The 22,166-nt window shown below is 70.3% G+C and carries 20 protein-coding genes; 6 read left to right on the forward strand and 14 right to left on the reverse strand.

Features of this window, described 5'->3' with window-relative positions; genetic code table 11:
* Positions 1 to 36 precede the first annotated feature (36 nt).
* Genes ACZ34W_RS31970 through ACZ34W_RS32000 form a run of 7 tightly spaced genes read right to left on the reverse strand, consistent with a single transcriptional unit; the run spans position 37 to position 5,941 of the window.
* On the reverse strand, positions 37 to 762 hold the full coding sequence (locus tag ACZ34W_RS31970) for a phosphotransferase family protein (protein WP_465609075.1): 726 nt from the start codon (positions 760 to 762) through the stop codon (positions 37 to 39).
* 4 nt (positions 763 to 766) lie between these two features.
* Positions 767 to 1,735: a Gfo/Idh/MocA family protein gene (locus tag ACZ34W_RS31975; RefSeq protein WP_465609078.1), complete on the reverse strand. Its 969-nt coding sequence runs from the start codon at positions 1,733 to 1,735 to the stop codon at positions 767 to 769.
* Positions 1,732 to 2,346, reverse strand: a complete 615-nt coding sequence (locus ACZ34W_RS31980; protein ID WP_465609080.1) for a nucleoside/nucleotide kinase family protein — start codon at positions 2,344 to 2,346, stop codon at positions 1,732 to 1,734. Before ACZ34W_RS31980 ends, ACZ34W_RS31975 begins: the two co-directional genes overlap by 4 nt.
* Positions 2,343 to 3,851 (reverse strand): glycosyltransferase family 2 protein, encoded by a 1,509-nt coding sequence (locus ACZ34W_RS31985; RefSeq protein ID WP_465609082.1) that lies wholly within the window; start codon positions 3,849 to 3,851, stop codon positions 2,343 to 2,345. The genes ACZ34W_RS31980 and ACZ34W_RS31985 overlap by 4 nt, the downstream gene beginning before the upstream one ends.
* Positions 3,848 to 4,657 carry a glycosyltransferase family 8 protein gene (locus ACZ34W_RS31990; RefSeq protein ID WP_465609084.1) on the reverse strand — a complete coding sequence of 270 codons (810 nt, stop codon included), beginning with the start codon at positions 4,655 to 4,657 and terminating at the stop codon, positions 3,848 to 3,850. The genes ACZ34W_RS31985 and ACZ34W_RS31990 overlap by 4 nt, the downstream gene beginning before the upstream one ends.
* The gene (locus tag ACZ34W_RS31995; RefSeq protein ID WP_465609086.1) at positions 4,654 to 5,676 is read right to left on the reverse strand and encodes a UDP-glucuronic acid decarboxylase family protein; all 1,023 of its coding nucleotides are present in this window, start codon (positions 5,674 to 5,676) and stop codon (positions 4,654 to 4,656) included. The genes ACZ34W_RS31990 and ACZ34W_RS31995 overlap by 4 nt, the downstream gene beginning before the upstream one ends.
* A 58-nt stretch (positions 5,677 to 5,734) precedes the next feature.
* Positions 5,735 to 5,941 (reverse strand): hypothetical protein, encoded by a 207-nt coding sequence (locus tag ACZ34W_RS32000; protein WP_465609088.1) that lies wholly within the window; start codon positions 5,939 to 5,941, stop codon positions 5,735 to 5,737.
* Positions 5,942 to 6,098: 157 nt separating this feature from the next.
* Here ACZ34W_RS32000 and ACZ34W_RS32005 point away from each other — a divergent pair, with 157 nt between their 5' ends.
* Positions 6,099 to 7,445 carry a transcriptional regulator gene (locus tag ACZ34W_RS32005; RefSeq protein WP_465609090.1) on the forward strand — a complete coding sequence of 449 codons (1,347 nt, stop codon included), beginning with the start codon at positions 6,099 to 6,101 and terminating at the stop codon, positions 7,443 to 7,445.
* 31 nt (positions 7,446 to 7,476) lie between these two features.
* Here the strand turns inward: ACZ34W_RS32005 and ACZ34W_RS32010 are convergent, their stop codons facing one another.
* Positions 7,477 to 8,439 carry a hypothetical protein gene (locus tag ACZ34W_RS32010; protein WP_465609092.1) on the reverse strand — a complete coding sequence of 321 codons (963 nt, stop codon included), beginning with the start codon at positions 8,437 to 8,439 and terminating at the stop codon, positions 7,477 to 7,479.
* Between the two features lie 334 nt (positions 8,440 to 8,773).
* On the opposite strand from ACZ34W_RS32010, the gene ACZ34W_RS32015 reads away from it, so the two are divergent.
* From ACZ34W_RS32015 to ACZ34W_RS32025, 3 genes are all read left to right on the forward strand, one after another.
* Positions 8,774 to 9,595, forward strand: a complete 822-nt coding sequence (locus ACZ34W_RS32015) for a hypothetical protein (RefSeq protein ID WP_402722429.1) — start codon at positions 8,774 to 8,776, stop codon at positions 9,593 to 9,595.
* Complete coding sequence (locus ACZ34W_RS32020) at positions 9,582 to 10,760, forward strand: helix-turn-helix domain-containing protein (protein WP_465609094.1); 1,179 nt, start codon at positions 9,582 to 9,584, stop codon at positions 10,758 to 10,760. Before ACZ34W_RS32015 ends, ACZ34W_RS32020 begins: the two co-directional genes overlap by 14 nt.
* 338 nt (positions 10,761 to 11,098) lie before the next feature.
* Positions 11,099 to 12,541 carry a hypothetical protein gene (locus ACZ34W_RS32025; RefSeq protein ID WP_465609096.1) on the forward strand — a complete coding sequence of 481 codons (1,443 nt, stop codon included), beginning with the start codon at positions 11,099 to 11,101 and terminating at the stop codon, positions 12,539 to 12,541.
* A gap of 72 nt (positions 12,542 to 12,613) precedes the next feature.
* Here the strand turns inward: ACZ34W_RS32025 and ACZ34W_RS32030 are convergent, their stop codons facing one another.
* From ACZ34W_RS32030 to ACZ34W_RS32050, 5 genes are all read right to left on the reverse strand, one after another.
* Positions 12,614 to 12,997 carry a hypothetical protein gene (locus ACZ34W_RS32030; protein WP_465609098.1) on the reverse strand — a complete coding sequence of 128 codons (384 nt, stop codon included), beginning with the start codon at positions 12,995 to 12,997 and terminating at the stop codon, positions 12,614 to 12,616.
* Positions 12,998 to 13,198: 201 nt separating this feature from the next.
* Positions 13,199 to 14,917, reverse strand: coding sequence for a relaxase/mobilization nuclease domain-containing protein (locus ACZ34W_RS32035; RefSeq protein WP_465609100.1), 1,719 nt, complete (start codon positions 14,915 to 14,917; stop codon positions 13,199 to 13,201).
* A complete protein-coding gene (mobC, locus tag ACZ34W_RS32040) occupies positions 14,914 to 15,468 on the reverse strand; it encodes a plasmid mobilization relaxosome protein MobC (protein ID WP_391551081.1) in 555 nt (184 codons plus the stop codon). The genes ACZ34W_RS32035 and mobC overlap by 4 nt, the downstream gene beginning before the upstream one ends.
* 951 nt (positions 15,469 to 16,419) lie before the next feature.
* Positions 16,420 to 17,625 carry a DUF3631 domain-containing protein gene (locus tag ACZ34W_RS32045; protein WP_465609102.1) on the reverse strand — a complete coding sequence of 402 codons (1,206 nt, stop codon included), beginning with the start codon at positions 17,623 to 17,625 and terminating at the stop codon, positions 16,420 to 16,422.
* 97 nt (positions 17,626 to 17,722) lie between these two features.
* The gene (locus ACZ34W_RS32050) at positions 17,723 to 17,938 is read right to left on the reverse strand and encodes a helix-turn-helix transcriptional regulator (protein WP_400993179.1); all 216 of its coding nucleotides are present in this window, start codon (positions 17,936 to 17,938) and stop codon (positions 17,723 to 17,725) included.
* 599 nt (positions 17,939 to 18,537) lie between these two features.
* On the opposite strand from ACZ34W_RS32050, the gene ACZ34W_RS32055 reads away from it, so the two are divergent.
* The gene (locus ACZ34W_RS32055) at positions 18,538 to 19,839 is read left to right on the forward strand and encodes a tyrosine-type recombinase/integrase (RefSeq protein ID WP_465609105.1); all 1,302 of its coding nucleotides are present in this window, start codon (positions 18,538 to 18,540) and stop codon (positions 19,837 to 19,839) included.
* A 66-nt stretch (positions 19,840 to 19,905) separates the two neighbouring features.
* Here ACZ34W_RS32055 and ACZ34W_RS32060 read toward each other — a convergent pair whose 3' ends face one another.
* Positions 19,906 to 20,535, reverse strand: coding sequence for a hypothetical protein (locus ACZ34W_RS32060; protein ID WP_380383597.1), 630 nt, complete (start codon positions 20,533 to 20,535; stop codon positions 19,906 to 19,908).
* 290 nt (positions 20,536 to 20,825) lie between these two features.
* Between ACZ34W_RS32060 and hemL the strand changes: the two genes are divergently transcribed.
* Positions 20,826 to 22,157: a glutamate-1-semialdehyde 2,1-aminomutase gene (hemL, locus tag ACZ34W_RS32065; protein ID WP_352286241.1), complete on the forward strand. Its 1,332-nt coding sequence runs from the start codon at positions 20,826 to 20,828 to the stop codon at positions 22,155 to 22,157.
* Positions 22,158 to 22,166: the final 9 nt, after the last annotated feature.

Below are 22,166 nucleotides of genomic sequence, written 5' to 3' on the forward strand. Positions count from 1 at the left end.
ACGGGCGCTCGTCGCTCCCCAGACTCCCCACTCCGTTCAAAGCCGGACGAAGTGAGGTGAACAGCAGCGTTGGCCAAAATCGACCAGCCTCATCAGTTCGGCCAGCGGGTCGCCGCCGCGGGCGCTCTCCAGGTCGACGACTCCGGTGATGCGGTGGCCGTCGGTGAACAGGTGGCGGCCGACCCAGTCTCCGTGCAGGAGTTTGGGTGTCGTCGGCGGGAGGCGGTCGGCTCCGGCTTCGAAGACGAAGCGGGCGCGGTTCAGCAGCCCGGGCAGGTGAAGGCCGTTCAGGCTGGGGGCTCGGCGGTCGGGTAGGGCGAGGAACCATCCCTGGACGGTGGAGTGTTGGCCGACGCCCTGCCCGTCGAGCTGACCGAAGCTGCTGACCTCGATGGTGTGCAGGCGGCGGAGGGTTTCGCCGGCTCGGACGGCGGCGTCCAGGTCCTGCGGTCGCGGCGGCTCCGCTTCGATCGGCTGGCCGGGGCATCGGGTCTCGACGCAGGCCTCTCTGCTGTACCAAAGGACGCGGGCGGCGGGGATTCCCGCTTCGCGCATCCGGGCGGAGGCCCAGGCGGCGGTCGGGTAGCGCGAGCGGCTTCCCGCACGGCGGACCTTGACGACCAGTTCTTCGCCGTCGCGGGTGGTGGCGGCGAAGGGGAGGCTGTCGGTTCCCGACCGCATGGTCGTGAAGCGCGCGCCGGTGGCGTCGAAGCCCGCTTCGGTGAGCGCGTCGAGCAGCAGGGGGTGCGGGCGGTTGATCACGGTGTCAGGGGCGGACATCGGGCACCTCCGGTACCGGGACGGGGCGGCGGCTGGTCGCGGATTGGAGGGCGGCGTCCAGCAGGGCGATGGAGCCGAGGTTGCCGACGGCTGGGACGGGGGCGGTGCCGGGTTGGTGGAGGGCGTCCACCATGGCGGTGATGCAGCGCTGGTACGCCGGCGGGCCGGGTTCGGCGGGCTTGCGGCTGCTGGTGGGGTCAGGTGCCCAGCGGCTGGCGAAGTCGTGAGCCTCCACGCGCCAGTCGCCGTTGGCGTCGGTTCGCAGGAGCGGGTCCGCGATGTACCCGCCCCGGTAGGTGAACAGGGAGCCGTCGGCGAACCGCACGATGATCGTGGCGATCGAGCTGTGCGGGGCGAGGAATCCGGTCGGCGTCTCGATGCAGGTGACCTCGGCCGGCGGCGCAGTGATCAGGGCGCGGACCTGGTCGAAGGCGTGCACCGCGAGGTCGGTGGTGACGGGCAGGTGCTGGCTGCTGCGGAATCCCGGCCCGGGAAGGGTGACGAGAGTGTCGGCAGTGACCACGAAGGGCGCTCGGCCGCCGAGGTGGACCGTGTCGCGGAAGGCGAGGAAGCCGGGATCGGTACCGCGGTTCTGCATGACGGCCAGCAGCAGGCCGCGCTCGCGGGCGAGGTGGACGAGGTCGAGGGCGTCGGGCAGGTTCAGGGCCAGGGGCTTCTCGGTCAGGACGTGGAGGCCGTGGGTGAGGGCTTCGCGGCCGACGCGGTAGTGGTGGTCGGGCGGGGTGAGGTTGACGACGACGTCGATCGGGGCCAGTGCGAGCGTTTCGTCGAGCGTCGTGGCCAACACGGGGCTCAGTTCGTACCGGTCTGCGAGAGCGCGTGCCGCCTGCTGGTCGGGGTCGATGAGCGAGGCGATCTCGATACGGCCGTCCGCGAGCAGGGAGCGGACCCAGCGGCTGGCGATGGCGCCGCAGCCGATCAGCGCGACCTTCACGATGCCTCCCACAGCGGGCGCTCGTCGGCCTGGCGGCGGAGGTGGTCGAGGGCGCGTGCGGCGAGTTCCTCGGGTGAACCGGTGGTGGTGTCGAGCCGGACGACGGCAGGGGAGAACGGGTGGTCGAAGTAGGCGTTGAAGTGCTCGCTGAAGCGGCGGTCGTAGAAGATCGTCGGCATGCCCTTGCGCAGGCGGGCCCGGCGGGCCAGTACGTCCGGGTCGGCGGTGAGGACGATCGTCAGGTCGGGCATCGCCACGGCTCTGCTGGTGACGGCGTGTCGGGCCTGGTCGTCGCAGTCGAAGCCGTTCATCCGGCCGACGGCGTGCGCATGCGCGAGGAGAGTGTCCACGGTGCGGTCGAGGATCACGTCCCGGCCTCCGGCGAGGGCCCGCTCGGCCCGGGCGAGCCGCAGGTCCTCGACTTCCAGGAACTGGGAAATGTTGGCCAGTTGGTGGTCCGCGGTGAAGGGTTCCGGGGCGGGCAGCCTGGTGGGGTCGGGGCTGGCGTGGAAGTAGCAGGGGATGACGGCGGCCCGGTCGAGGTGAGGGGCAAGCATGGCGGCCAGCGTGGTCTTGCCGACGCAGCTGACGCCCTCGATGCCGAGGATCACGGTGCCTCCCTGTCCTTGGTACGGCGGTTGCTCTTGGGGGCGAGTACCGAGTGCCTGGTGCCGGTGGCGGCCCAGCGGCCGAGGGCGGTCATCGGGCCGATGCTCTTGAGCAGCAGCCCGGCTAGCGTCTCCAGGCTCTGCTCGGCGGTCTCCCGTGCAGTCAACAAACGGCCTTCGGCCTCGGCGAGCAAGCGGACCGGTGCGACGGTGGCCGCCCAGAGCGCGGCCGTGGCCGCTGCCCGGACCGGCGGGCTCGTGCGCGGTCCGAGTGCGAGGGCCAAGCAGCCGACGGTGGCGGGCGAGACCAGCAGCCAGGCCATGCCCCGGTAGGCGCCGGTGGTGAGCGCTGCCGCGTGGTCGAGGCGGCTGCCGTGGCCCTGGGCGTGCCAGCGGGCGGCGCACTGCGGGTAATCGAGGTAGCTCTGGAACCAGCGCTCGCCCTGGGACAGCAGCTCGGGCAGGTACTCGGCCGCCGGTACGGCGGTGGTGAAGGGGAGGCTGTCGACCGGGACGCCGTCCAGGGTGAGCCGGTAGCCGAAGGCGACGTCGTCGAGGACGGTGAAGTCGGGTAGGCCGCCGACCTGCCGGAAGACGTCGGCTCGGATGAGCAGGCCGTGGCCGACGGTCTGGGCCAGGCCCCGCCCGCCTCGCGCTCGGTGGGCGGAGTCGGCGTACCGGCGGAGGTTGGGGATCTCGCGGCGGAGGGTCCAGAGCGTCTGCGCTCGGGCAGCGCCTCGGCACAGGGCTCGTTCCCACCAGGTGCCGGCGGCGCCCTGGGTGGCGAAGCGGGCGGACTGCTGGACGACGGGAGGCAACTCGCCGTGCTCAGCCCGGTGGCGAAACAGGAACTCGGCGGTGCGTTGCAGCAGCTCCGGGCTGGGGCGGGAGTCCACGTCGTAGACGGCGACGAACTCGTCCGCGGAGTCGGCCGCTAGCTGTTCGACTGCGGCGTTCACCTGCGCGGCCTTCCGCCCGTCGCCCTCGTAGTGGACGTGCCGGACCACCGGCTCCCGGAGGCGCGCGATTTCGCTCGCGATGACCTCCGCCGTCGTGGGGAAGGGCAGCAGGGCCTCGGCGGCCGTCGCCAGGGTGAGTGCACGCTCGCCCGTCTTGGCGAGGGCTTCGGCCAGGGCGGACAGCTCGTCCTCCGTCAGCTGCGGGAAGCGCTGCACGGTGAGGTCGGTCGCCGTCGCCCCGGCGAGCCGGCCGACGAGGTGTGCACGTTCGCGTTCCTCACGCGCCGTGGACACCAGAGTCAGCGTCGAACCCGGGAAATCGCGCAGGAGCGGTACGAACCACGCCAGCGCGTCGGCGATGTGCTGCTGCTCGCGCAGCACCGGGATGACGAGGTGCAGCACCATCGGCTCCGCCTCCGAGGACGGGGCCGGCTGGTCAACCCGGGCCAGCGTTCGGCGGACCTGCCGTAGCCCGTTCACGTTTCGCGCGGCCACGGCGGCGGCGATCCACCAGGACGGCCGCCGCCAGAACGGCTTTCGGCCGTTCACCCGGCTCCTCCCGCGTCGGCGTAGTCGTGGAACAGCCGGTAGGTGTCCCGGAGCCGGCCGTCCGGGTAGCCGTCCTGCCAGGGCTTGTCGGGGCCGGCGAAGTGCACCAGGGCGGCGGTCTGCTCGTCCTCCAGGAGCTGGGCGAGCGGGCTGTCGACCTCGGCATAGTGGACGAACCCGGACTGGGTAGCCTGCGGGGACATGGCGAAGGTGTTCCAACGCCGCTCCAGCCGGTGCCAGTTGTCGTCGACGGCCCAGTTCAGCGCGTCCTGGTCCCAGAACCGGACCTTGTCCGGGTGCTCGGACAGGAACTGCCGCGACCGCTCGAAGACGCCGAGCCGCTGGCAGCGGTCGAGGTCGATGAGCATGACGCCGCTGTTGAAGTAGTCCCGGCCGTACGGGATGCCGAGTTGCTCCCAGCCCGGCAGCTGGATGCCCCGGCCGATGACCGGGTTCTGCGGGTCTCGCACCGCACCGATCGGGCGCCCGCCGAGGGACTGCCGCAGCAGCGGGCGTAGGTCCCCGAGCACCAGGGTGTCGGCGTCCAGGTACAGCACCCGAAGCTCGTCGGGGATGACCTCCGGGATGGCCAGGCGCACGTACACCGCGGCGCTCACCCAGTCGGAGACCGGGTAGCGCGGGTCGGTCATGGGCGCCGACCGCAGCTCGGTCCGCAGGCCCGTGCGGTCGGCGTCCCGCAGGATCGCCCGCCGGTTGGCGTCGCTGATCTGCTGGTCGAGGACGATCAGGCGAAGCTCGTCGACGCCGCAGACGAGTGCGGGCAGCGGGTGGAAGACGGTGTTCACGAGGTGCTCCTTCCGGTGGCGGCGGTCTGGCGGGGGAAGTGCTGCTCGGCCCAGTCGAGGGTCCGGCGCAGGCCGTCGCTCAGGTGGGTGGTGGGCTCCCAGCCGAGGTGGGCGCGGGCCGAGGCGATGTCGGGGCAGCGGCGCTTCGGGTCGTCGGCGGGCAGCGGGACGAAGGTGATCGCGGACGAGGAACCGGCCAGCGCCCGGATCTCCTTGGCGAGCTGGAGCATGGTGATCTCGTGCGGGTTGCCCAGGTTCACCGGGTCGGCGTAGGCCGCTGCTGCGGCGGCGAGCAGGCCCTCGACGGTGTCGGCCACGAAGCACAGGGAGCGGGTCTGGCTGCCGTCGCCGGCCACGGTGATCGGCTCGCCCGCCAGCGCCTGCTGGATGAAGGCGGGCACGGCGCGGCCGTCGTCGGCGCGCATCCTCGGGCCGTAGGTGTTGAAAATTCGTACGATCCGGGTGCGGGTGGTGCCGGAGCGCTCGAAGCATGAGGTCAGGGCCTCGGCGTATCGCTTGGCCTCGTCGTAGACGCTGCGGGGCCCGACCGGGTTCACGTTGCCCCAGTACTGCTCCGGCTGCGGGTGCACGAGCGGGTCGCCGTAAACCTCGGACGTGGAGGCGAGCAGGAACCGGGCGTGCTTGGCCTCGGCCAGCTCCAGGCCGTTGAGTGTGCCCATCGCGCCGACCTTCAGGGTGGCCAGCGGGTGGCGGGCGTAGTCGAGCGGCGATGCGGGCGAGGCCAGGTGGAAGACGAAGTCCACCGGCCCGACCACGCTGAACGGCTGAGTGACATCGTCGGTCTGGAAGCGGAAACCGTCGGCCGAGCGCAGGCCCGACAGGTTGTCGAGGCGGCCGGTCAGCAGGTTGTCGACGCCGATCACCTCCGCGCCCAGGTCGAGCAGGCGCTCGCACAGGTGCGAACCGATGAACCCGGCGGCCCCGGTGACGACGGCGGTACGGCGGGCGAAGGCGCTGGTCACTGCCGTGGGCGACAGTGGTTCTTGCGGGTAAGACACGGTGCTTTCTCCTCCAACTCGCTGGCGGGTGGCGGGCTGAGCACAGAGCCGTGGCTCCTCAGACGGCCGGCTCCCGATCCGGGACGACGCGTGCCGGCGGCGCCGCGAACTGCTGCTCGGCGCCGAGCTGGTGCTGGGCGACGGTCCCGAGCAGCACCAGCGCCGCGACGTGACCGAGCCCCCACAGCACCGTGAACCTGACTCCCAGCGGGTCGTGGTGCGCGCCTCGATGGCGGCCTCGCTGTGCGCTCGCGGCTCTGTCCATGGGCCCTTCCCTCCGCTCTCCTCGGACGACGGCCGGTCCAGCGTCACGGCGAGACGGAGCGTGGCGGAACGTTTCCAGGGGGTTTCTCTCCGAGAGCGCCCGGCTGCGGCGGGTAGCAGTACGCTCACCAACAGGGCCTGAAAAGCCGGGGGTTGAGATGATCGAAGGCACACTGGCGGTCCACCCGCTCACCTACCTGCTGCAGTCGCGCGGGTGGGGAAAGAACCAGTTCGCGGGCATGATGCGCGATCGAGGCGCCGCGCTGAAGATCCACCTGGCGACCAACCGGACCCTGGTCTGGAAGTGGGAGCAGGGCCAAGAGCCGGAGCCGGACGCGCAGTACGTGCTGGCCGATCTCCTGGGCGTCAATCCCCGTACTCTGGTTGCCAATCCGTGGCCGGGATGGCTTCCTGTGTGGGAGGTGACCGGCGTCACGGCGCCGTGGACGAAGGCCGGTACCGTGGACGTACTGGTGGAACTGGTCAGGAGTGGTCGTATGGATCGGCGTGGCTTTCTCACCATCACCGGGGCCGCCATGGCCACCGTCGCCGCGAGCTGGGCCTCGGCCTCGCCCGCCTTCGCCTCCGCCCTGAACGGCGACCAGGTGACCGACTCCATGGTCGACACCCTCGAAGCCCGTGTCGCTACCCTCCAGACGCTGGATGCCCAGATGGGCGGCGCCCGCCTCATCGAGCAGGCCCGCGGCGACCTCGCGATCATCACCACCCTGCTCAAGCAGGGCCGTCACACCGAAGCTGTCGAGGCCCGCCTGTACGGGCTGGCCGCCCAGGTCAACTACATCGCCGGTTGGATGGCCTACGACAGCGGCCTGCGCTCAGCCGGCCAGCAGCACTACCTCGGTGCCCTCCGCGCCGCGAAGACCGTCGGCGACGACGCCCTCGGCGCCTTCCTCCTCGCCGAGATGGGTGTCCACCTCTCCGACGCCGGCAACCCCGCCGAGCGCGTCGCCCAGGTCGAGACCGCGCTCGCGAACACCCCCTCGACGATGCAGCCCGGTATCCGCAGCTACCTCGAACTCCACCACGCCGAGAGCCTCTCCCGCGACGGCCAGCACCAGAAGGCCGGCTCCGCCCTCAACCGCGCCCACGACCTCTGGTCCAGGAGCGGCGGCGACCAGCTCCCGACCTGGCTCTCCTGGTACGGGGGCGCCCAGCTCAGCTCCACCGAGGGCAAGATCATGCTCCGCGCCGGTCAGGTCGAACGCGCCACCAGTGCACTCGCCTCCTCCATCGACCACGCCGTCCCCCGTGACCAGGCCGTCCGCTCCGGCCGCCTCGCCACCGCCCGCCTCGCCGGCAAGGACCTCGACGGTGCCCTCGACGCCGCCAACCGCGGCCTCGGCCTCCTCGAAACCAAGGTCCACTCCGTCCGCGCCGTCAGCCGCCTCACCAAGTTCGACGGCTACCTCAAGCCGCACGCTGCCGAGCCCGCCGTCGCCGAGTTCCGCGAGCGCCTGCGCGCGCTGCCTGCCATGGCGGCCTGACGGTTGCCAGATCGGTGGCGTTGGGGCCGCGCTACTGGGCTGCCGCAAAGCTGCCCAGGTGCAGGCCAGTGGTCCTGGCGGTGCGCAGGGCGTTCCTGGCGCGCGCCGCGCCGCTGCGGGTGACTGCCTCGCCCGTGCCGACGGCTACCGTTCGCGCGCCGAGACCTGCGCACGCTCGGCAGATTCCCGGCTCGGGTACCGGATCGTGGCACTGGGCGCACTCGGCGTGCCGGGATGCTGCGGGCCGCACAGCGGGCTGGACGGGAGCCATCTTGCGCTCCAGGCGGTAGCGGAGCACCGCTACCGCTGAGTGCACTGGGACGGGCAGGCCCGGCAGCAGGGCCTGGGCGAGGTCGGCCTGGGTCGCGCCGTGCTCCATCCACTGCGCGACGAGGGGCGCGAGCTCCTCGGCTTCGGCCTGGCCGAGCCGCAGGCGCGGCTCGGGGCGGATCACCCGGAACAGCGTGGCGACCGCCTCGCGGACCTGCTCGTCCGGCACCGCCACGGGCTGCTCGCCGGTCTCCTCCTCGTGGTCTTCCGCCCGCCCTCCCGTCCTCGCCTGCGGCTCGTCGGCGAGGACCGGTTCGTCGGTCTGCTCGGTGGGGAGGGAGGGTTCTTTCACCAGGTCCTTTGGAAGGGCGTCAGGACCGCCGGTGGTCGCTTCACCGGAGACCGGGCGGGTGGCACCCGGCAGTACCGTGAGCTGCGGGGTGTCGTAGACGTGGGTCTCGGTGCGGATCGTGCCGTCGGGCATGCGGATCTTCTCGACCTTGTAGAAGCCCGCCTCGGCCAGCTCCTTCAGGGCCTTGCGGATGGCACCGCGTCCCTGGGGGCTGGTGTCGGCCATGTGTCGGCCGTCCTCGCGCCAGCCGTCGGGGCGGGAGAGGAGGTCCGCGAGCAGGCCGCGGGCGGTGTAGGAGAGCCGCCGGTACTGCAGGACGGTGTTGGGCAGCACGGTGAAGTTGCGCACGTGGGCGCTACGATGGACACGCATCGGGAGTTAGAGCTCCTGTTGCCGGACCCCGGAGCGTTGGCGCGCTGCCGGGGTCGCCTGTTTTCGGTTGGATCACGGAACGTAGCACACGCGCCGTTCGAAGATCGACGCGATCGGCGAGCGATCACCATCACATGCCAGCCGGTCTCGGCCGGCGCATCGGCGATCGCCATGTGTCAGTTTCTGCCACCGCGAGTGCCAGAGTGAGCCGCCCGCGACACCGCCCGTCACCTTGCCTACTGAAGCGCTTGTGCAAGTTCTCCGATATCAACTAAAGTGCGCTTGGCTGTGATGCGCTTCGATGGAAAGTGCTGACCTCAAGGAGCTCTGACGCATGGACGTGCTGCTCTCTCCCTGGATGACCGAGCTGTTCGGCGAGCAGGCGCTCGCCGTCCGTACCGGCTTGGGCCAGGCCCTCCGGAACATGCAGGCCAATGCGCAGGCCGGCCAGGAACAGGCGGACGTCCGGACGAAGCACCCGTTCGGGTCTGCACGCTGGTCCGGCCAGTTCGAGCGGGTCTACGAGGAGCTTAGGGAACTGCCGGGGGCCAAGCCAGTGAAGCCGTACCGCTTCCCGTTCGACCTGGTGCTGGTCGGACGCGGCCTGATCTATCCGTTCCTCTACGCGAGGACCCGGTCCGACATCCTGACCGCACGGGTACCCAGCAACTCTGGGATGGTTCGAGAGCTGTTCACCTTCGCCCCGGTCCCGGCGGCTCCGACAAGCATCCAGGGCGCCTTCGACTTCGAGTTCGCCACACCGCCCGAGGAGCCGGCCGTCGAACTGCATGGCGGTCTCACCACCGTGCCCCCGGACACGTGCCTGGTTCTGGTCCCCTTTGCCTGCAACTCCTCGGAGCTGCTGGAGGCGCACTGGGGCGTCGCCGCTCACGGCGCCGATGGCATGTTGGACTGGATCGCTGGACCGGAAGCGCTGCCACTTCCGGAGGCCGTCACCGTCCACGGAAAGCGGCTGTCGTCCATCCCGGCTCAGTCCGGACCTGCAATTCTGGAGCACACCGGCTTCGACCAGGGCGAGACGCCTACTCTTACCCTGTCGTCCCGTTCGAACGTAGATCGAACGCTCAACGTGACGCCACTGACCGAAGCGGAACCAGCGAAGCCTCAGATCAACGAAAACGATGCGACGAACTAGGCAAGACCTCATCCCGGGACTGGAAGAACGAGGGATCACCCCGCGTGCCGTCGTTGACGGTTTCGATCCAGCCCGACTCACGCAGGCCCGCCGACTGGCGGAGATGACCAAGAAGGACGTAGCCGAGCGGCTTGGTGTCACGCCGGCCGCCGTCGGCCAGTACGAGACGGGCGTCTCCAAGCCCAGACCAGAACTGGTCCCTGGCCTTGCAGACATCCTCGGCGTGCCGCTCTCGTTCTTCTTGGCCGGCCGACCGAGCAGCCGTCTCGATGCCTCGATGGCTCATTTTCGGAGCCTTCGCAGCACTCCAAAGGCTCAGCGTGAGCGGGCGCTGGCCTTTGCTGAGCAGGTCTGGGAACTGACCTACGCCCTGGAACGGCGGGTACAGCTGCCGGTCGTGGACCTGCCCGGTTTTGCCGGAGGAGAGGTCCATCCCGGTGAAGAGCTACCAGCTGAGCCCGCAGCGGCGGCGCGGGAGCTACGGCGCCGTTGGGGTCTGGGGGATGGTCCGGTCACCCACCTCGTAAGACGGATGGAGTCCCACGGCATCATCGTCGTCATGCCGCCGGCGGGAGACACCTCGGCCACAACCGTCGATGCCTTCTCCTCCCGGACAGTCCGACCCCTCGCCGTTCTGACGTCCAATCGTGCTGATGACGTCTATCGGCACCGCTTCACCGCCGCGCACGAGCTGGGCCATCTGGTCCTTCACGGAGACGCCACCGGCGACAGTCGGCAGGAGAAGGAAGCTGACGCCTTCGCGGCCGAGTTCCTTACTCCCCAGTCCAGCATCCTGCCGCTCCTCCCGCGTCGCATGGATCTTGCACGTCTGGCCGAACTGCGGCGCACCTGGGGTGTCTCCATACACTCGTTGATCTACCGATGCCGCGAACTCGGACTGACCTCAGACGCGACGACCAGTCGCGCCTACCAGCGCTTGCGTGCGCTCGAAGGGCAGCCGGGGTTCGCGTCCGAGTCGGTCAACGGCTTCTCCGGCGAACAGCCTGCCCTCCTACGCCAGGCCTTCGAACTCGCGGCCGAGGAGGATGGCCTCACGGTCGAGAAGCTCGCCCGTGAGCTCGCTTGGAAGCCGGAGCGCGTATGTGAACTGCTGGGCGTGCGGAATGAACGACCAGTGCTCCGCCTGATCAGCAGCCAAGCCTGATGCGAGGGCGTGGCCGTGGACGGCTGATGGGGATCGACCTGATGTCGATCTCCATCGCTTCTACTACCGACGGGGCCATTACTGCACAGGCGATCACCATTCGAGAGCGCCAGCCCGCTTACGCCGAGTGCTCCGACCAGGTATCGCCCCGGGCATTCGCCCCTAGCCAGATCGAATGGGATGCGGCCCCTCGGCCCGGAAACTCGGAGGCAATCGGCGACATCGAGTGTCGTTGTGGCTGCGGAGCCTGAGTGCGACCGCTGCGGGTTCGGAACCGTTTCCAGCTCGGCGTCCGGAACAGCCCCACGGCATCGGTCAGGTGCTCTAACCTCCCGGGCATGAGTGGAAATCTGGAACCCAGCTCGAACGCCGAGATCGTGGCAGGGACGCGCGAAATGGGTCTTCAAGGACTGCAGTCGTTCGAGACCCTGATCCTCGACCTCCTTGCGAAGTCGGGCCTTCCCACCGACGGCATCTTGGTTGGTCTTGACGAGCGGCACGCGCTGATGGAGAGCACGGCCTTCGCACTCAACAAGCTGCCCTTCGAACGGCGAGGCCAGTCCAGCTACATATCCAAGATGATCATTGCCGGGTCTGTCGGCCTCTTCGACGCGGCGCTGAACTACCTCTGGGACGAGACCGTCCTTGAGCTCCGCAAGCGCGTCGTGAACTTCGACCTGCAGTACTTCTATGAGGTCGCGGAGAAGTCCGACAACAAGCGCAAGGACCTCAAGGACGAGAGCGACCTGCCCAAACTCGACGACTCCAAGCTCCTCGCCGGCTGCCGTGAGATCGGCCTGATCACCGACATCGGGTTCCAGGAGCTCGACCTCATCCGCTACATGCGGAACTGGGCGAGCGCAGCCCACCCGAACCAGTCAGAGTTGAACGGCCTCCAGCTGGCCAACTGGCTGGGGACCTGCATCAAGCACGTGATCACGCTGCCCTACGACAACATCACGGCCCAGGTCCAGAAGCTCTTGGTCAAGGTCAAGGAGAAGCGACTCGAGGACGGTGTGATCAAGGAGATCACCGCCTTCTTCGTGAACCTTCCGCCAGTTCAGGCCGACCCCCTGGCCTCAGGACTCTTCGGCCGCTACACCGACCTCACCACCGGACCGGAGACTCTGGACAACATTCGCCGCCTCTGGCCCGACCTTTGGGACCGGCTCTCCGACGAAACCCGCTACAACTTCGGATTCCGGCTCGGACGGTTCCGTGCCAACGGCGATCAGGACCAGGCCGATCTTGCTCGGCAGCTCATCGACCTCGCCAACGGAGCGACCTACCTCCCGTCCGAGGAGAAGGCATGGGAGATCAACGATCGCCTGGACGAGCTGATCGACGCGCACAACAACTGGAACAATTTCTATACCGAACCGCCGATCGCGCGCCGGCTCCAGGAACTCGTCGGTCAACACGGTGACGTCCCCGAGGGGCTCAGCAAGAAGTACGTCCTCGGTCTCGTCGAGGTCACCCTGACCAACGGTCACGGTACTGCCGTCCACGCCGAGCCGGTCTATCAAGACCTGATCGCCAGGTTCAGCCCCCAGCAAGCATCGCTCGCGCTCCGGTCGTTCACAGAATCAGCGATCGTCAGCAAGTTGCACCGCAAGCTGTCCCAGGAGAAGTGGGCCGACGTCCTCAGTCTGATCGGGCCCAAGCTGACTGGCCGCACCGACCGCGAGTTGCTCGGCGCCGTACGAGCCTTCCCCGGTCAGGCCTACCTGCTGGACAAGGATCCCGAGATCAAGGCCCTGCTCAAGCGTTCCACAGGCTGACGGCCCCTGGTCATAGAAGACACGAAACCGACATCCTGGCCGGGCACCCGCCCGGCCAGGATGCGCGAATGATCAGTCCTTGGTGGGGATGAAGATCCGGCCGACAGGGGCGGCGATGTCGAGCAGATGCTCGTACGTGGTGCGGTCGTGCTCGGCCATGATGGCGACGGCGTCGCCGACCACACTGCCGGCTGGGAGCAGGGCGAAGTACGGGAGCAGGAGGGCGACGATGGCCTGGGTGGCGTCGTCGAGCTCGCGCGCGGCTTCCACCTCCTGGCTGTGCAGTTCGAGGCTCGCCTCGAGTTCTGCCCTGGTGGCGCTGTCGGCGAGGGCGCGTTCCTCCATGGTGAAGGGACGTCCGTCCTGGTGGAGCAGGGTGTTGGTGCTGCGGTACTGCGAGTAGTCCGTGTTGTGCAGCAGGTCGACGACGTTGGGGCGGATAGTGTGCTGGGTCAAGAGGCTTCCTGAGAATGGGAGATGGGTGGTGTGGTGGCAGGTGCGGCGGTCGGTGGTGCTCGAGCGGTTGGGCGTTGGAAGGCCGGACGGAGCGCGTTCGGCTGTTCCCGAGGCCACCGCCGGGGCTGTCCTACAGGGACGGGCGACGTCAGCCGGATAGGTGCGACTGGTTGATGATGGGACTCGGCTGTCCTTAGGGGTTCACCGCTTGCGGCGCTGCTGGTTGGCGCCGAGGTGGTGCGGTGGAATGGGCTGGGTCGCGTCCCGTACGGGCGTGGCGAGCCTGGTGGTGCGGAGACGGGCAGCGTCGGCGGCGCGGTTGGACTTGGGGTCGCGACTGGTGTGCTGGATGCGGCCGAGCAGGACCTTGGCGGGCTGGCGGGCTGTGCCGAGTTCGCGGCGGGCGGCTGCCTCGGCGAGGAGTTGGCGGGGCTGGTGACCGCCGGCTTCGGCGTCGGCGAGGACGGTGGCGAGGGCGGGCCAGGTGGGGTCGGCGAGGATGCGTGCGGCGTGGTCGGGGACGGCGGCGCGCAGGTCGTGGGCGAGGTCGTTGATCGTCTCCTGGGCGGGCTGGCGGTGGGTGAGGGCGGAGAGGTGTTCGGCGGCGGCCTGGTCGTAGGCGGCCTGCAGGTGCTGGACGGCGAGGTCGGCGGCCTGGGCCTGCTGGTGGTGGCCATGGGCCTGGTGCCAGCGGCCGGCGAGGACCGCCGCCCAGACGAGCGCGGCGATCAGGACGGCGAGGGCGCTGCCGCCGGGCCCGTCGGCGGCGTGGAGGATGTCGCGGGCGGCCCGTCGCAGGTCGGTGGCGGCCTGGTGGTCGGCGCGCACCCGGGAGCGCTGGGCACGGGCGTAGGCGCGGGTGGCGGCTCGTAGTTCGGCGCGCAGCTCGTGGGGTGCGGCTTGGGTGGTGGCGTTGATGATGTCGCCGAGGGCGGTGATCTGGGCCTGCGCGAGGGCGTCGGTCCCGCTGTTGCCGTCGGGTTCGGCGAGGTGGAGGGCATCGAGAGTGTCGGTGGTGCGTTGCCAGCTGGTGCTGTGGCGGTGGCGGCGGGCGGTGGGGTGTTCCTCCGGGGTGCTGGTGGCCAGGAGCGCTTGGAGCTTGGGCAGGGAGAGGTCGGGGGCGATCTTGCTGCCGGAGAGGTAGTTGGGTGTGCCGTCGGCCTTGAGGTCGCCGGGCCGGGCGACGGAGTAGCCCTTCAGGTCGCCGGAGGGCAGTCGGCGGATGTTGACCTCGACGCCGTCGGCTTGGAGGTAGGCGAGGAACTCCTCGATGTCGGCGGCGTGGGGGATGGCGTCGCGGATGCGGTCTTCGAGCCAGGCGCGGCTGGTCTGCTTCCAGCCGAGGCGTTGGGCTTTGTGTATCTCGGCCTGGGTGGGGCGTTTGGCGGCGGTGCCGTCGCCGGGCTTGAGTTGGCGCAGGCCGTAGTCCTTCTCGATCTGGCGGCAGGCGTCGGCGGCGCGTCGCCCGCTGCCGTGGAGTTTGGGGCGGCGGCCGTCCTCGCGGACGGTGGTGGCGACGATGTGGATGTGGTCGTCGGCGTGGCGTACGGCGATCCAGCGGCAGGCGAGGTCGTCGCCGTCGGGCGCGATGCCGGCTGCCTGCACGATCCGGTGGGCGATGTCGGCCCACTCGGTGTCGGAGAGGTGGCGGTCCTCGGGAGCGGCGCGGACGGGGCAATGCCAGACGTGGTTGGTGAGCTTGAGGCCGACTTCGCTGTTGCGCAGGTGGACCGGCTCGTCGAGGTAGCGGGCGAGCTGGGTGAGGGTCGCCTGTTCCTCGCGGCCGGGGTCGGGCATGGCGAGCATCGCGAAGCCGGCGACGATGTGCGGGTCGTGGTGTTCGTCGTGGCGGCCGGGGCCGTAGAGGTAGGCGAGCAGGCCGCGGGTGTTGGAGCCGGGGTCCTTGATGGCGGCGATCACGGGTGGGTGGAGGACTCCTGGGTGGCGGACGGGCGGAAGGCGTGGGCGATCTCGGTCTGGAGGCGGAGCAGTTGGTCGATGGTCCGGGGGCTGTGGGCCGGCCGGTCGTAGCCGCCGTTGTCGGCGCGGGCGATCTGGTTGAGGTTGTTGCCCAGCCGGTCGTGCTTGCGCAGGAAGACCGAGCGGAAGTGGTGGGTGGCCCGCCGCTCCTCGGCGAGGGGGAGGTCGATGAAGAACCGGCCGTCGATGAACGCCATGACGACGTCGGCCGCGAAACCGGACACGCCGTTGTAGCCATGGGCGAGGGCAGCCGCTTGCAGCCTGGCGTGCTCGTCGGGCCTGAACCGCAGCGGTCCGACGCGTTCCTCGCGCTTGACGCCTCCGAACCGGCGGTTGCGCGGCTCGGCTCCGCCGGCTTCGGTGGGGCTGTTGTAGCGGCGGTGGTCGGTGAGGATCGTCGTCTGGACGCTGTGGAGCTCGTCCGGTTCGGGGCCGTCCTCGGCCTCGAACCCCTGGCCCGGCGCGCCCTCGCGCCGGGACCGCTCCGCCACCCCTGGGGCGGAGCCTCCCCGTGTCCGGCCGCGAGTCGGACTCGGGGTACTACTGGCTCCGCCAGGGGTGCCCGGGTCGAACGCCCGCCGCAGGTCGCGGGCGAACGTGGGCGAGTCGAGAAGCGCCTCCGGGCCGGCATCGGGGCGGTCGTCGTGCGCGGGGCCGTGCTGGTGATCGGTCAGGGAGTGTCTCCTGGGTCTTCGGGCGGATCGGCCGTACGGGTGAGGTGCGGACGGACCGCAAGGAGGACGGTCCGGTCCGTGAGTGGACCGTCGGACCGAGCGGTCCGGGCCACCGGTCCGGTCCGCTTGGTCGGTGAGCGGATTTCGGTCCGACGGACCACGTTCCGGACGGTCCGGTCCGCCGGCGCGGTCCGTCAGCGAATGGTCGGCAGATCTCGGTCCGCTGGTCCGCTGGTCCGCCGGTCCGTCCGGTCCCGGTCCGTCCGTCCGGTCCCGGACCGTCCGGGACCGGACCGGTCCCGGACCGGACGGACGGACCGCGCAGAGCGGCCGGATGGTCCGGACAGCCCGATGGCCGGGTCTGCGCGGGAGACGGTCCGACAGCTTCCGGACCGTGCGTTCGGACAGGACGCCGGACACCGGACCGGTCCAAGTCCGCAAGCCTCGGACACCGGTCCGGTCCGGGCGGTCCGCAAGCCTGCGGGCGGCGGACCGTCCGGTCCGGTGGGGTTGAGTGCCGCGGTCCGTTTCATCCGTCTCGTGTGCCGAAGTCCATTGCCACGACTGGCCTGTGCGGCTGGTCGCTCCGTCCCGCTGCCGTCCTGGTCCGGTCCGGTTGTACCGGACCAGGAGCGGACCGGTCGGTTCGCCCGGCTTGTGCTCGGCGGCCGTGCGGACGGCTCTCGGAAGGGTGCCGTCCCGGTGGTGGGCGTGCGGCAGAGCGGATGCGACGTCGGTGACGGCATCTACCGCACCCGGGGGTCGGGGTCAGCCGGCCGGGGCGCGCTGGGGGAGCGGGTGGATCCTGGGGCAGTAGCGGCGCCAGGAGTCGGCGAACTTGTTGAAGGTGTAGCCCTTGCGCTGGGTGCCGTCGGGCAGGCGGATGTTGGCCGAGGAGATCCGGTAGTCCTTGAGCAGCCCGGCCAGCCCGCGGGCGGTGAGGCCACCGCGCCCGTGCTCGGCCCACGGCGCCTCGGGGTCGTCGTTGAGCGCCGCGAGGATCGCCGTGGTGGACAGGGTGTCCGTGTCGCCGTGGGTGAAGAAGATCCGGCGGATGTCGGCGAGGATCCGCGCGCCGCCGCAGCTGTCCTCCTCGATCTCCTCCTCCGCCGCGACCATCTGGACGCACGCCAGGCGGGCGCGGTCCGGCCACGAGTCGCCGGCGAGGTCGGCGACGGCCACCAGGGGTTCCCAGGTGTCGGCGGCGCGGTCCTCGACCGGCATGTCCGGGTGCAGGGCCTCGGCCTTTTCCCGCACGCGGGAGGCCCAGAGGGCGAGCTTGGCGCGGGTCGCCCGCAGCAGGACGCCGTCGCGGCGGTCCCGCAGCGGGGCGACGACCTCGCCGTCGGCACGGCGGCGCATGCGGATCACGATCGACCGGTCCATGATCGTGTCGGGCAGGTCGCCGATCCCGGCGAGGGCGGCCATGGCGAAGGTGTCGAACTCGCGGGCCTGGTGGTCGTTGCCGACCGACCGGGTGACGGGCCGGTTGCGCTGGTGGCCGGCGTTCAGCAGGCCGCGCAGGCCCTCGTTCATCTCGGCCGTGCGGGGGTTGCCGAAGATGGTGTCGACCTCGTCGACCAGCAGGGTCCTGGGCCGGTCGCTGAGCGAACGGTAGATCGCCGCCGCGCTGGTGTTGACCGTGATCAGGGGATCGTGGACGGTCTCGACCAGGATGTCGAGCAGGCGGGACTTCCCGCACCGCCGCGCCGGAGCCACGATCGCCAGACGCGGCGCGTGGTGCCACACCGCCTGCAGGTGCGTCGCGGCGACCCACAGCGTGACCGCGTCCAGCGCCTCTGCGGAGGGCAGGACCGCGTACCGGCGGATGTGGTCACGCAGTTCGGCCAGCAGAACGGCACCCGGCGACTCGGACGTGCTCGGCGGCGTGTCGATGGCCCGAAGGACGTCCGTCGTCGCGCCGTCTGCGGTCGGGATCTTCACGGCGGCGTCGGCGACGAGGGGGTTGGACATAGGGGTGATGGTGAGGCTCCAGGTCGGGCGCGCGGCGGGGGTGCCGGGCGCCGGCGGTAGGGGGCGGAAACGGGATGGAGGGTGAAGGGCGGTTGGGTCAGGCGGCCTGGTCGGCGCTCTGGTCGTCCAGCCAGGCTTCCACCTCCGCCCAGCGGTAGCGCAGGTGCCGGCCGACCTTGATCGCCACGGGCCCCTGGCCGCGGTGTCGCCACGCGTACACGGTCCCGAGCGGTACTCCGAGGTAGGCGGCGAGTTCCTCTGCGGTGGCCAGCGGGCGGCGATCGGGGGTGGTGGCACGGAAGGTCGTGGGCAAGAGGTCTCCAGTAGGCAGGGGATAGGGGAGTGAGGGCGCGCCGAGGGGCCCCTGGGAAAGGGGTCGCTCTGCGCGGTGAGGGAAGTCTCTACGCAACCCGGCTCGGAACCTAAAACGGCTCCAGGTGGATCGATGGACCTGCCCGGCGAGAAGCGAAGCGTCGCGACCTCGCTGGGCGGCGATAACGAACGTAAGGCCCGCCATATCTCCCCGGCAAGGAACTCGAGAAAATCCATCAAAAGATCTTGATCGCCCTGTCGGAGGTGGCCTTGATCGGGCAACTTGCCAGGTCAGAGTGCATCGCGTTCGCAAGTGGACATCTCGCTCGCCCTTGAGCGGCGGTGAGCGCTCATGGGCGCCAGCGAGCTCGGGACTATCCGGCACTATCGAGCACGAACTGGCACTCAAGCGCCTCTCCGGGAATCTCCCATTTGACAAAACGGGTGCGGTCGATAAACATCCAACACCCGCCCCGAGGGGCGCTTCCGCGAGCGTCCCGAATCCGCGGCTCACCTGGCGCCACAGCCGTCGCGCCACCACTTCCACCCGACCGCCGGCCACAGGCCGTGCCTCCGCATGCCCCCGACCAAAGGAGCCGAATGGCGACCGTCTACGACACCTGGCACAAGACCTATCCCCGCCCGACCGACAAGCCCTGTCGTGAGCACAAGGGCAAGTACCCCACCGTCGACCACGGCAAGGGCAAGCGCTGGCAGGTCCGTTACCGAGACCCCCAGGGCACACAGAAGAAGGAGGACTTTGAGCTCAAGACCAAGGCGGACAGTCGTGTCGCCGAGCTCAAGGCGGCCCTGGACGATGGCACGTACATCGACCCTGCGGCGACCAGGATCACCCTCGGCGCGTACGCCACGAAGTGGTTCAAGAACAACACTGCGGGCCCGACGACGGAGGTTCGCTACGAGGGTGTTGTCCGGAACCACATCGTCGGGCGCCTCGGCCACCACGAGATGCGGGTGTTCAACGACCCTGAGCCGGTTCGCGCCTGGATCAGGGAGCTACTGGAGGTGCCGCTGGCGGCTTCTACGGTCGGTGGCATCGGCGACGTGCTCAGCAGCATCTTCGACGCCGCCGTCGACTCGGGCATCCTGAGGCGCAACCCGTGCAAGGCGTCCTCCGTGTCGTGGCCGAAGGTCCCGCCGAAGCCCGTCGTGCCGTGGACCCGCGAGCGGGTGCTGGCGGTCCTGGAGGGACTCCCCGAGAGCTTCCGCGCCGGCGGCGCGGTGGGTGTCGGATGCGGCCTCCGTCAGGGCGAGATCTTCGCATTGACGGAGGATGACATCGACTTCGAGGGTGGCTGGTTGCACGTGAACCACCAGATCCGCTTCGTCGGCTCGAAGATGGTGTTCGCGCTGCCGAAGGGCGACAAGATCCGCTCCGTGCCGCTGTCGCCGGCCACGGCCACGGCTCTTCGGGCCCACCTCGCGGTGTGCAGGCCGATGCCTGCGACGCTGCCGTGGCACAAGCCCGACGGCAAGCCGAAGACCCTCAAGCTGCTCTTCGTGGACGCCAAGGGGAAGCCCCACAACCGGAGCGTCTTCAACCAGGGCCTCTGGAAGCGCGCCCTGGTGCACGCCGGTGTCATCCCGCCCCGCACGAGCGGCTCGCAGTATCTCGAGGCGGCACCCGACGACGGCATGCACGCCCTCCGCCACACGTACGCCTCGGCCCAGCTCGAAGGCGGCACCAGCATCAAGGCCCTCGCGGTCTACCTTGGCCACTCGGACCCCGGCTTCACGCTTCGGACCTACACCCACCTCATGCCGAGCAGCGAGGGCCGCGCCCGCTCGGCCACCGACGACTTCCTGCTCGGCGCGGCCGAGCAGGAGCGCCGCCGGGGCACTTCCGGGCCCGTGTGCCCTGGATGTGCCCTGGCGGCCTGACGGCACCTTTCGGGCGCCCGCTCCGTAGCCCGTTGACGAGCGTTCAGAAGCGGGCGGACCCGCAGGTCAGGGCCAGACCAGGCAGTACAGCTGGTGGCCGGCGTCGTGGAGGCGGTTCGCGAAGTCCTGCCACTCGTGCAGCATGCTGTAGATCACGAAGGCGTCCCGGGGGCCGCGGCGGTCGGGCACGGTGGACCAGATGAACGCGGCGGCGCCGAGTTCGGTCTCGTCGGCCTTGCGCAGCGGTTCGACGACGTTCTGCGGGAGCTGCACCACCGCGTAGTCGGGGTGCAGCACGACCAGCTCCAGCGGCGGCACCTGGTGCAGCGGCACGCCCTGGATGCCGGTGAGGACCATGGCGCTCATGGTCTCCGGCTTGATCTTGGTGGAGAGGTGCCCGTTGGGCGAGCCGCTGGTCTCCATCAGGTCGCCGAGCCGCCCCAGCGAGCCGAGCTCGCCCGCGTCCAGGCCGAGCCCTCCGGGGCCGAGCGCGGTGGGGACTCTGGCGGCGGTGGCGCGGTCGGGTGCGCCGAAGTACTTGTACGTCACCCCCACGCGTCCCTCACCCCGCCTCTCGCCACCGCGACCGCCACGCCCCGTACCCGCTCCCGTACCCCCGCGTGCGGCCTCGGCGGGGCGGCGGGGGCCACCCGCGGCCTCGTCGTAGCCGTCCTGCGCCTCGGACACTCGGACCATCCTCACCGGAATTCGCCGGAATCGACAGACCCCCGCACGTCCGGCGTCCCACCGGTCGTGCTCCTTACCCGTCATGCGCCGCCGTACCCAGTCATGGCACGCGGCAGTCCTCTTCACACCCCTGAAACACCGGAGCTTGCGCACACCCGGAGTACACAGTCTGACTGGTCCGTGCAGCCGGGGTCGCCAGGACCCCCGTTGTACGGATAACCGTACAGACTTCGTCACCCGGATCATCGTTCCAGATGATGAGGTCCGACATGCAGAGGTGAAGGACACGATTTGAGACCATGTCTCCCGTGAGCTACCCCTACGAAGCCCCCCAGTCCCAGTCGCTCTTCGACCGCGCCTCGGTCGTCACGCCCGGCGGCGTGAACTCCCCGGTGCGCGCCTTCCGCGCGGTCGGCGGTACGCCGCGCTTCATGGTGTCCGGCAGCGGCCCCTACCTCACCGACGCGGACGGCCGCGAGTACGTCGACCTGGTGTGCTCGTGGGGCCCGATGATCCTCGGCCACGCGCACCCCGCGGTGATCGACGCCGTGCAGCGGGCCGTCGCGCACGGCACCTCCTTCGGCACGCCCGGCCAGGGCGAGGTCGAGCTGGCGGAGGAGATCGTCGCCCGGATCGCCCCGGTCGAGCAGGTCCGGCTGGTCTCCTCGGGCACCGAGGCGACCATGTCCGCGATCCGGCTGGCCCGCGGCTTCACCGGCCGGGCCAAGATCGTGAAGTTCGCCGGCTGCTACCACGGTCACGTGGACGCGCTGCTGGCCGCCGCCGGGTCCGGTGTCGCGACCTTCGGCCTGCCGGACACCCCGGGCGTCACCGGCGCCCAGGCCGGCGACACCATCGTGCTGCCGTACAACGACCTGGCCGCGGTCGAGCAGGCCTTCCGGGCGCACCCGGGCGAGATCGCCTGCGTGATCACCGAGGCCTCGCCCGGCAACATGGGCGTCGTCCCGCCGCTGCCCGGCTTCAACGGCGGTCTGGCCCGGCTCTGCCGGGAGAACGGCGCGCTGTTCATCTCGGACGAGGTGATGACGGGCTTCCGCGTCTCCAAGGCGGGCTGGTACGGCCTGGAGGCGGCGCACGAGGGCTGGGCGCCGGACCTCCTCACCTTCGGCAAGGTGATGGGCGGCGGCTTCCCGGCGGCGGCCTTCGGCGGCCGCGCGGACGTCATGGGCCACCTGGCCCCGGCCGGCCCGGTCTACCAGGCCGGTACCCTCTCCGGGAACCCGATCGCCACCGCGGCGGGCCTGGCCCAGCTGCGCGGCTGCACCGACGAGGTGTACGCCACGGTGGACCGGGTGGCCGCCGAGCTGTCGGCGATGGTCTCCGGCGCGCTGGCCAAGGAGGGTGTGGCGCACCGGCTGCAGACCGCCGGGAACATGTTCTCGGTGTTCTTCACCGAGGCCGCGGTGACCAACTACGACGAGGCGAGGACCCAGGAGGCGTTCCGCTTCAACGCCTTCTTCCACGCGATGCTCGCCGAGGGCGTCTACCTGCCGCCGTCCGCCTTCGAGTCCTGGTTCGTCTCGGCGTCCCACGACGAGCGGGCGATCGAGCGGATCGCCGCCGCACTGCCGGCCGCCGCCCGCGCGGCCGCCGAGGCCCAGCCCGCGTAGCCGCGGCCG

The organism is Kitasatospora sp. NPDC022856, from assembly GCF_055561235.1.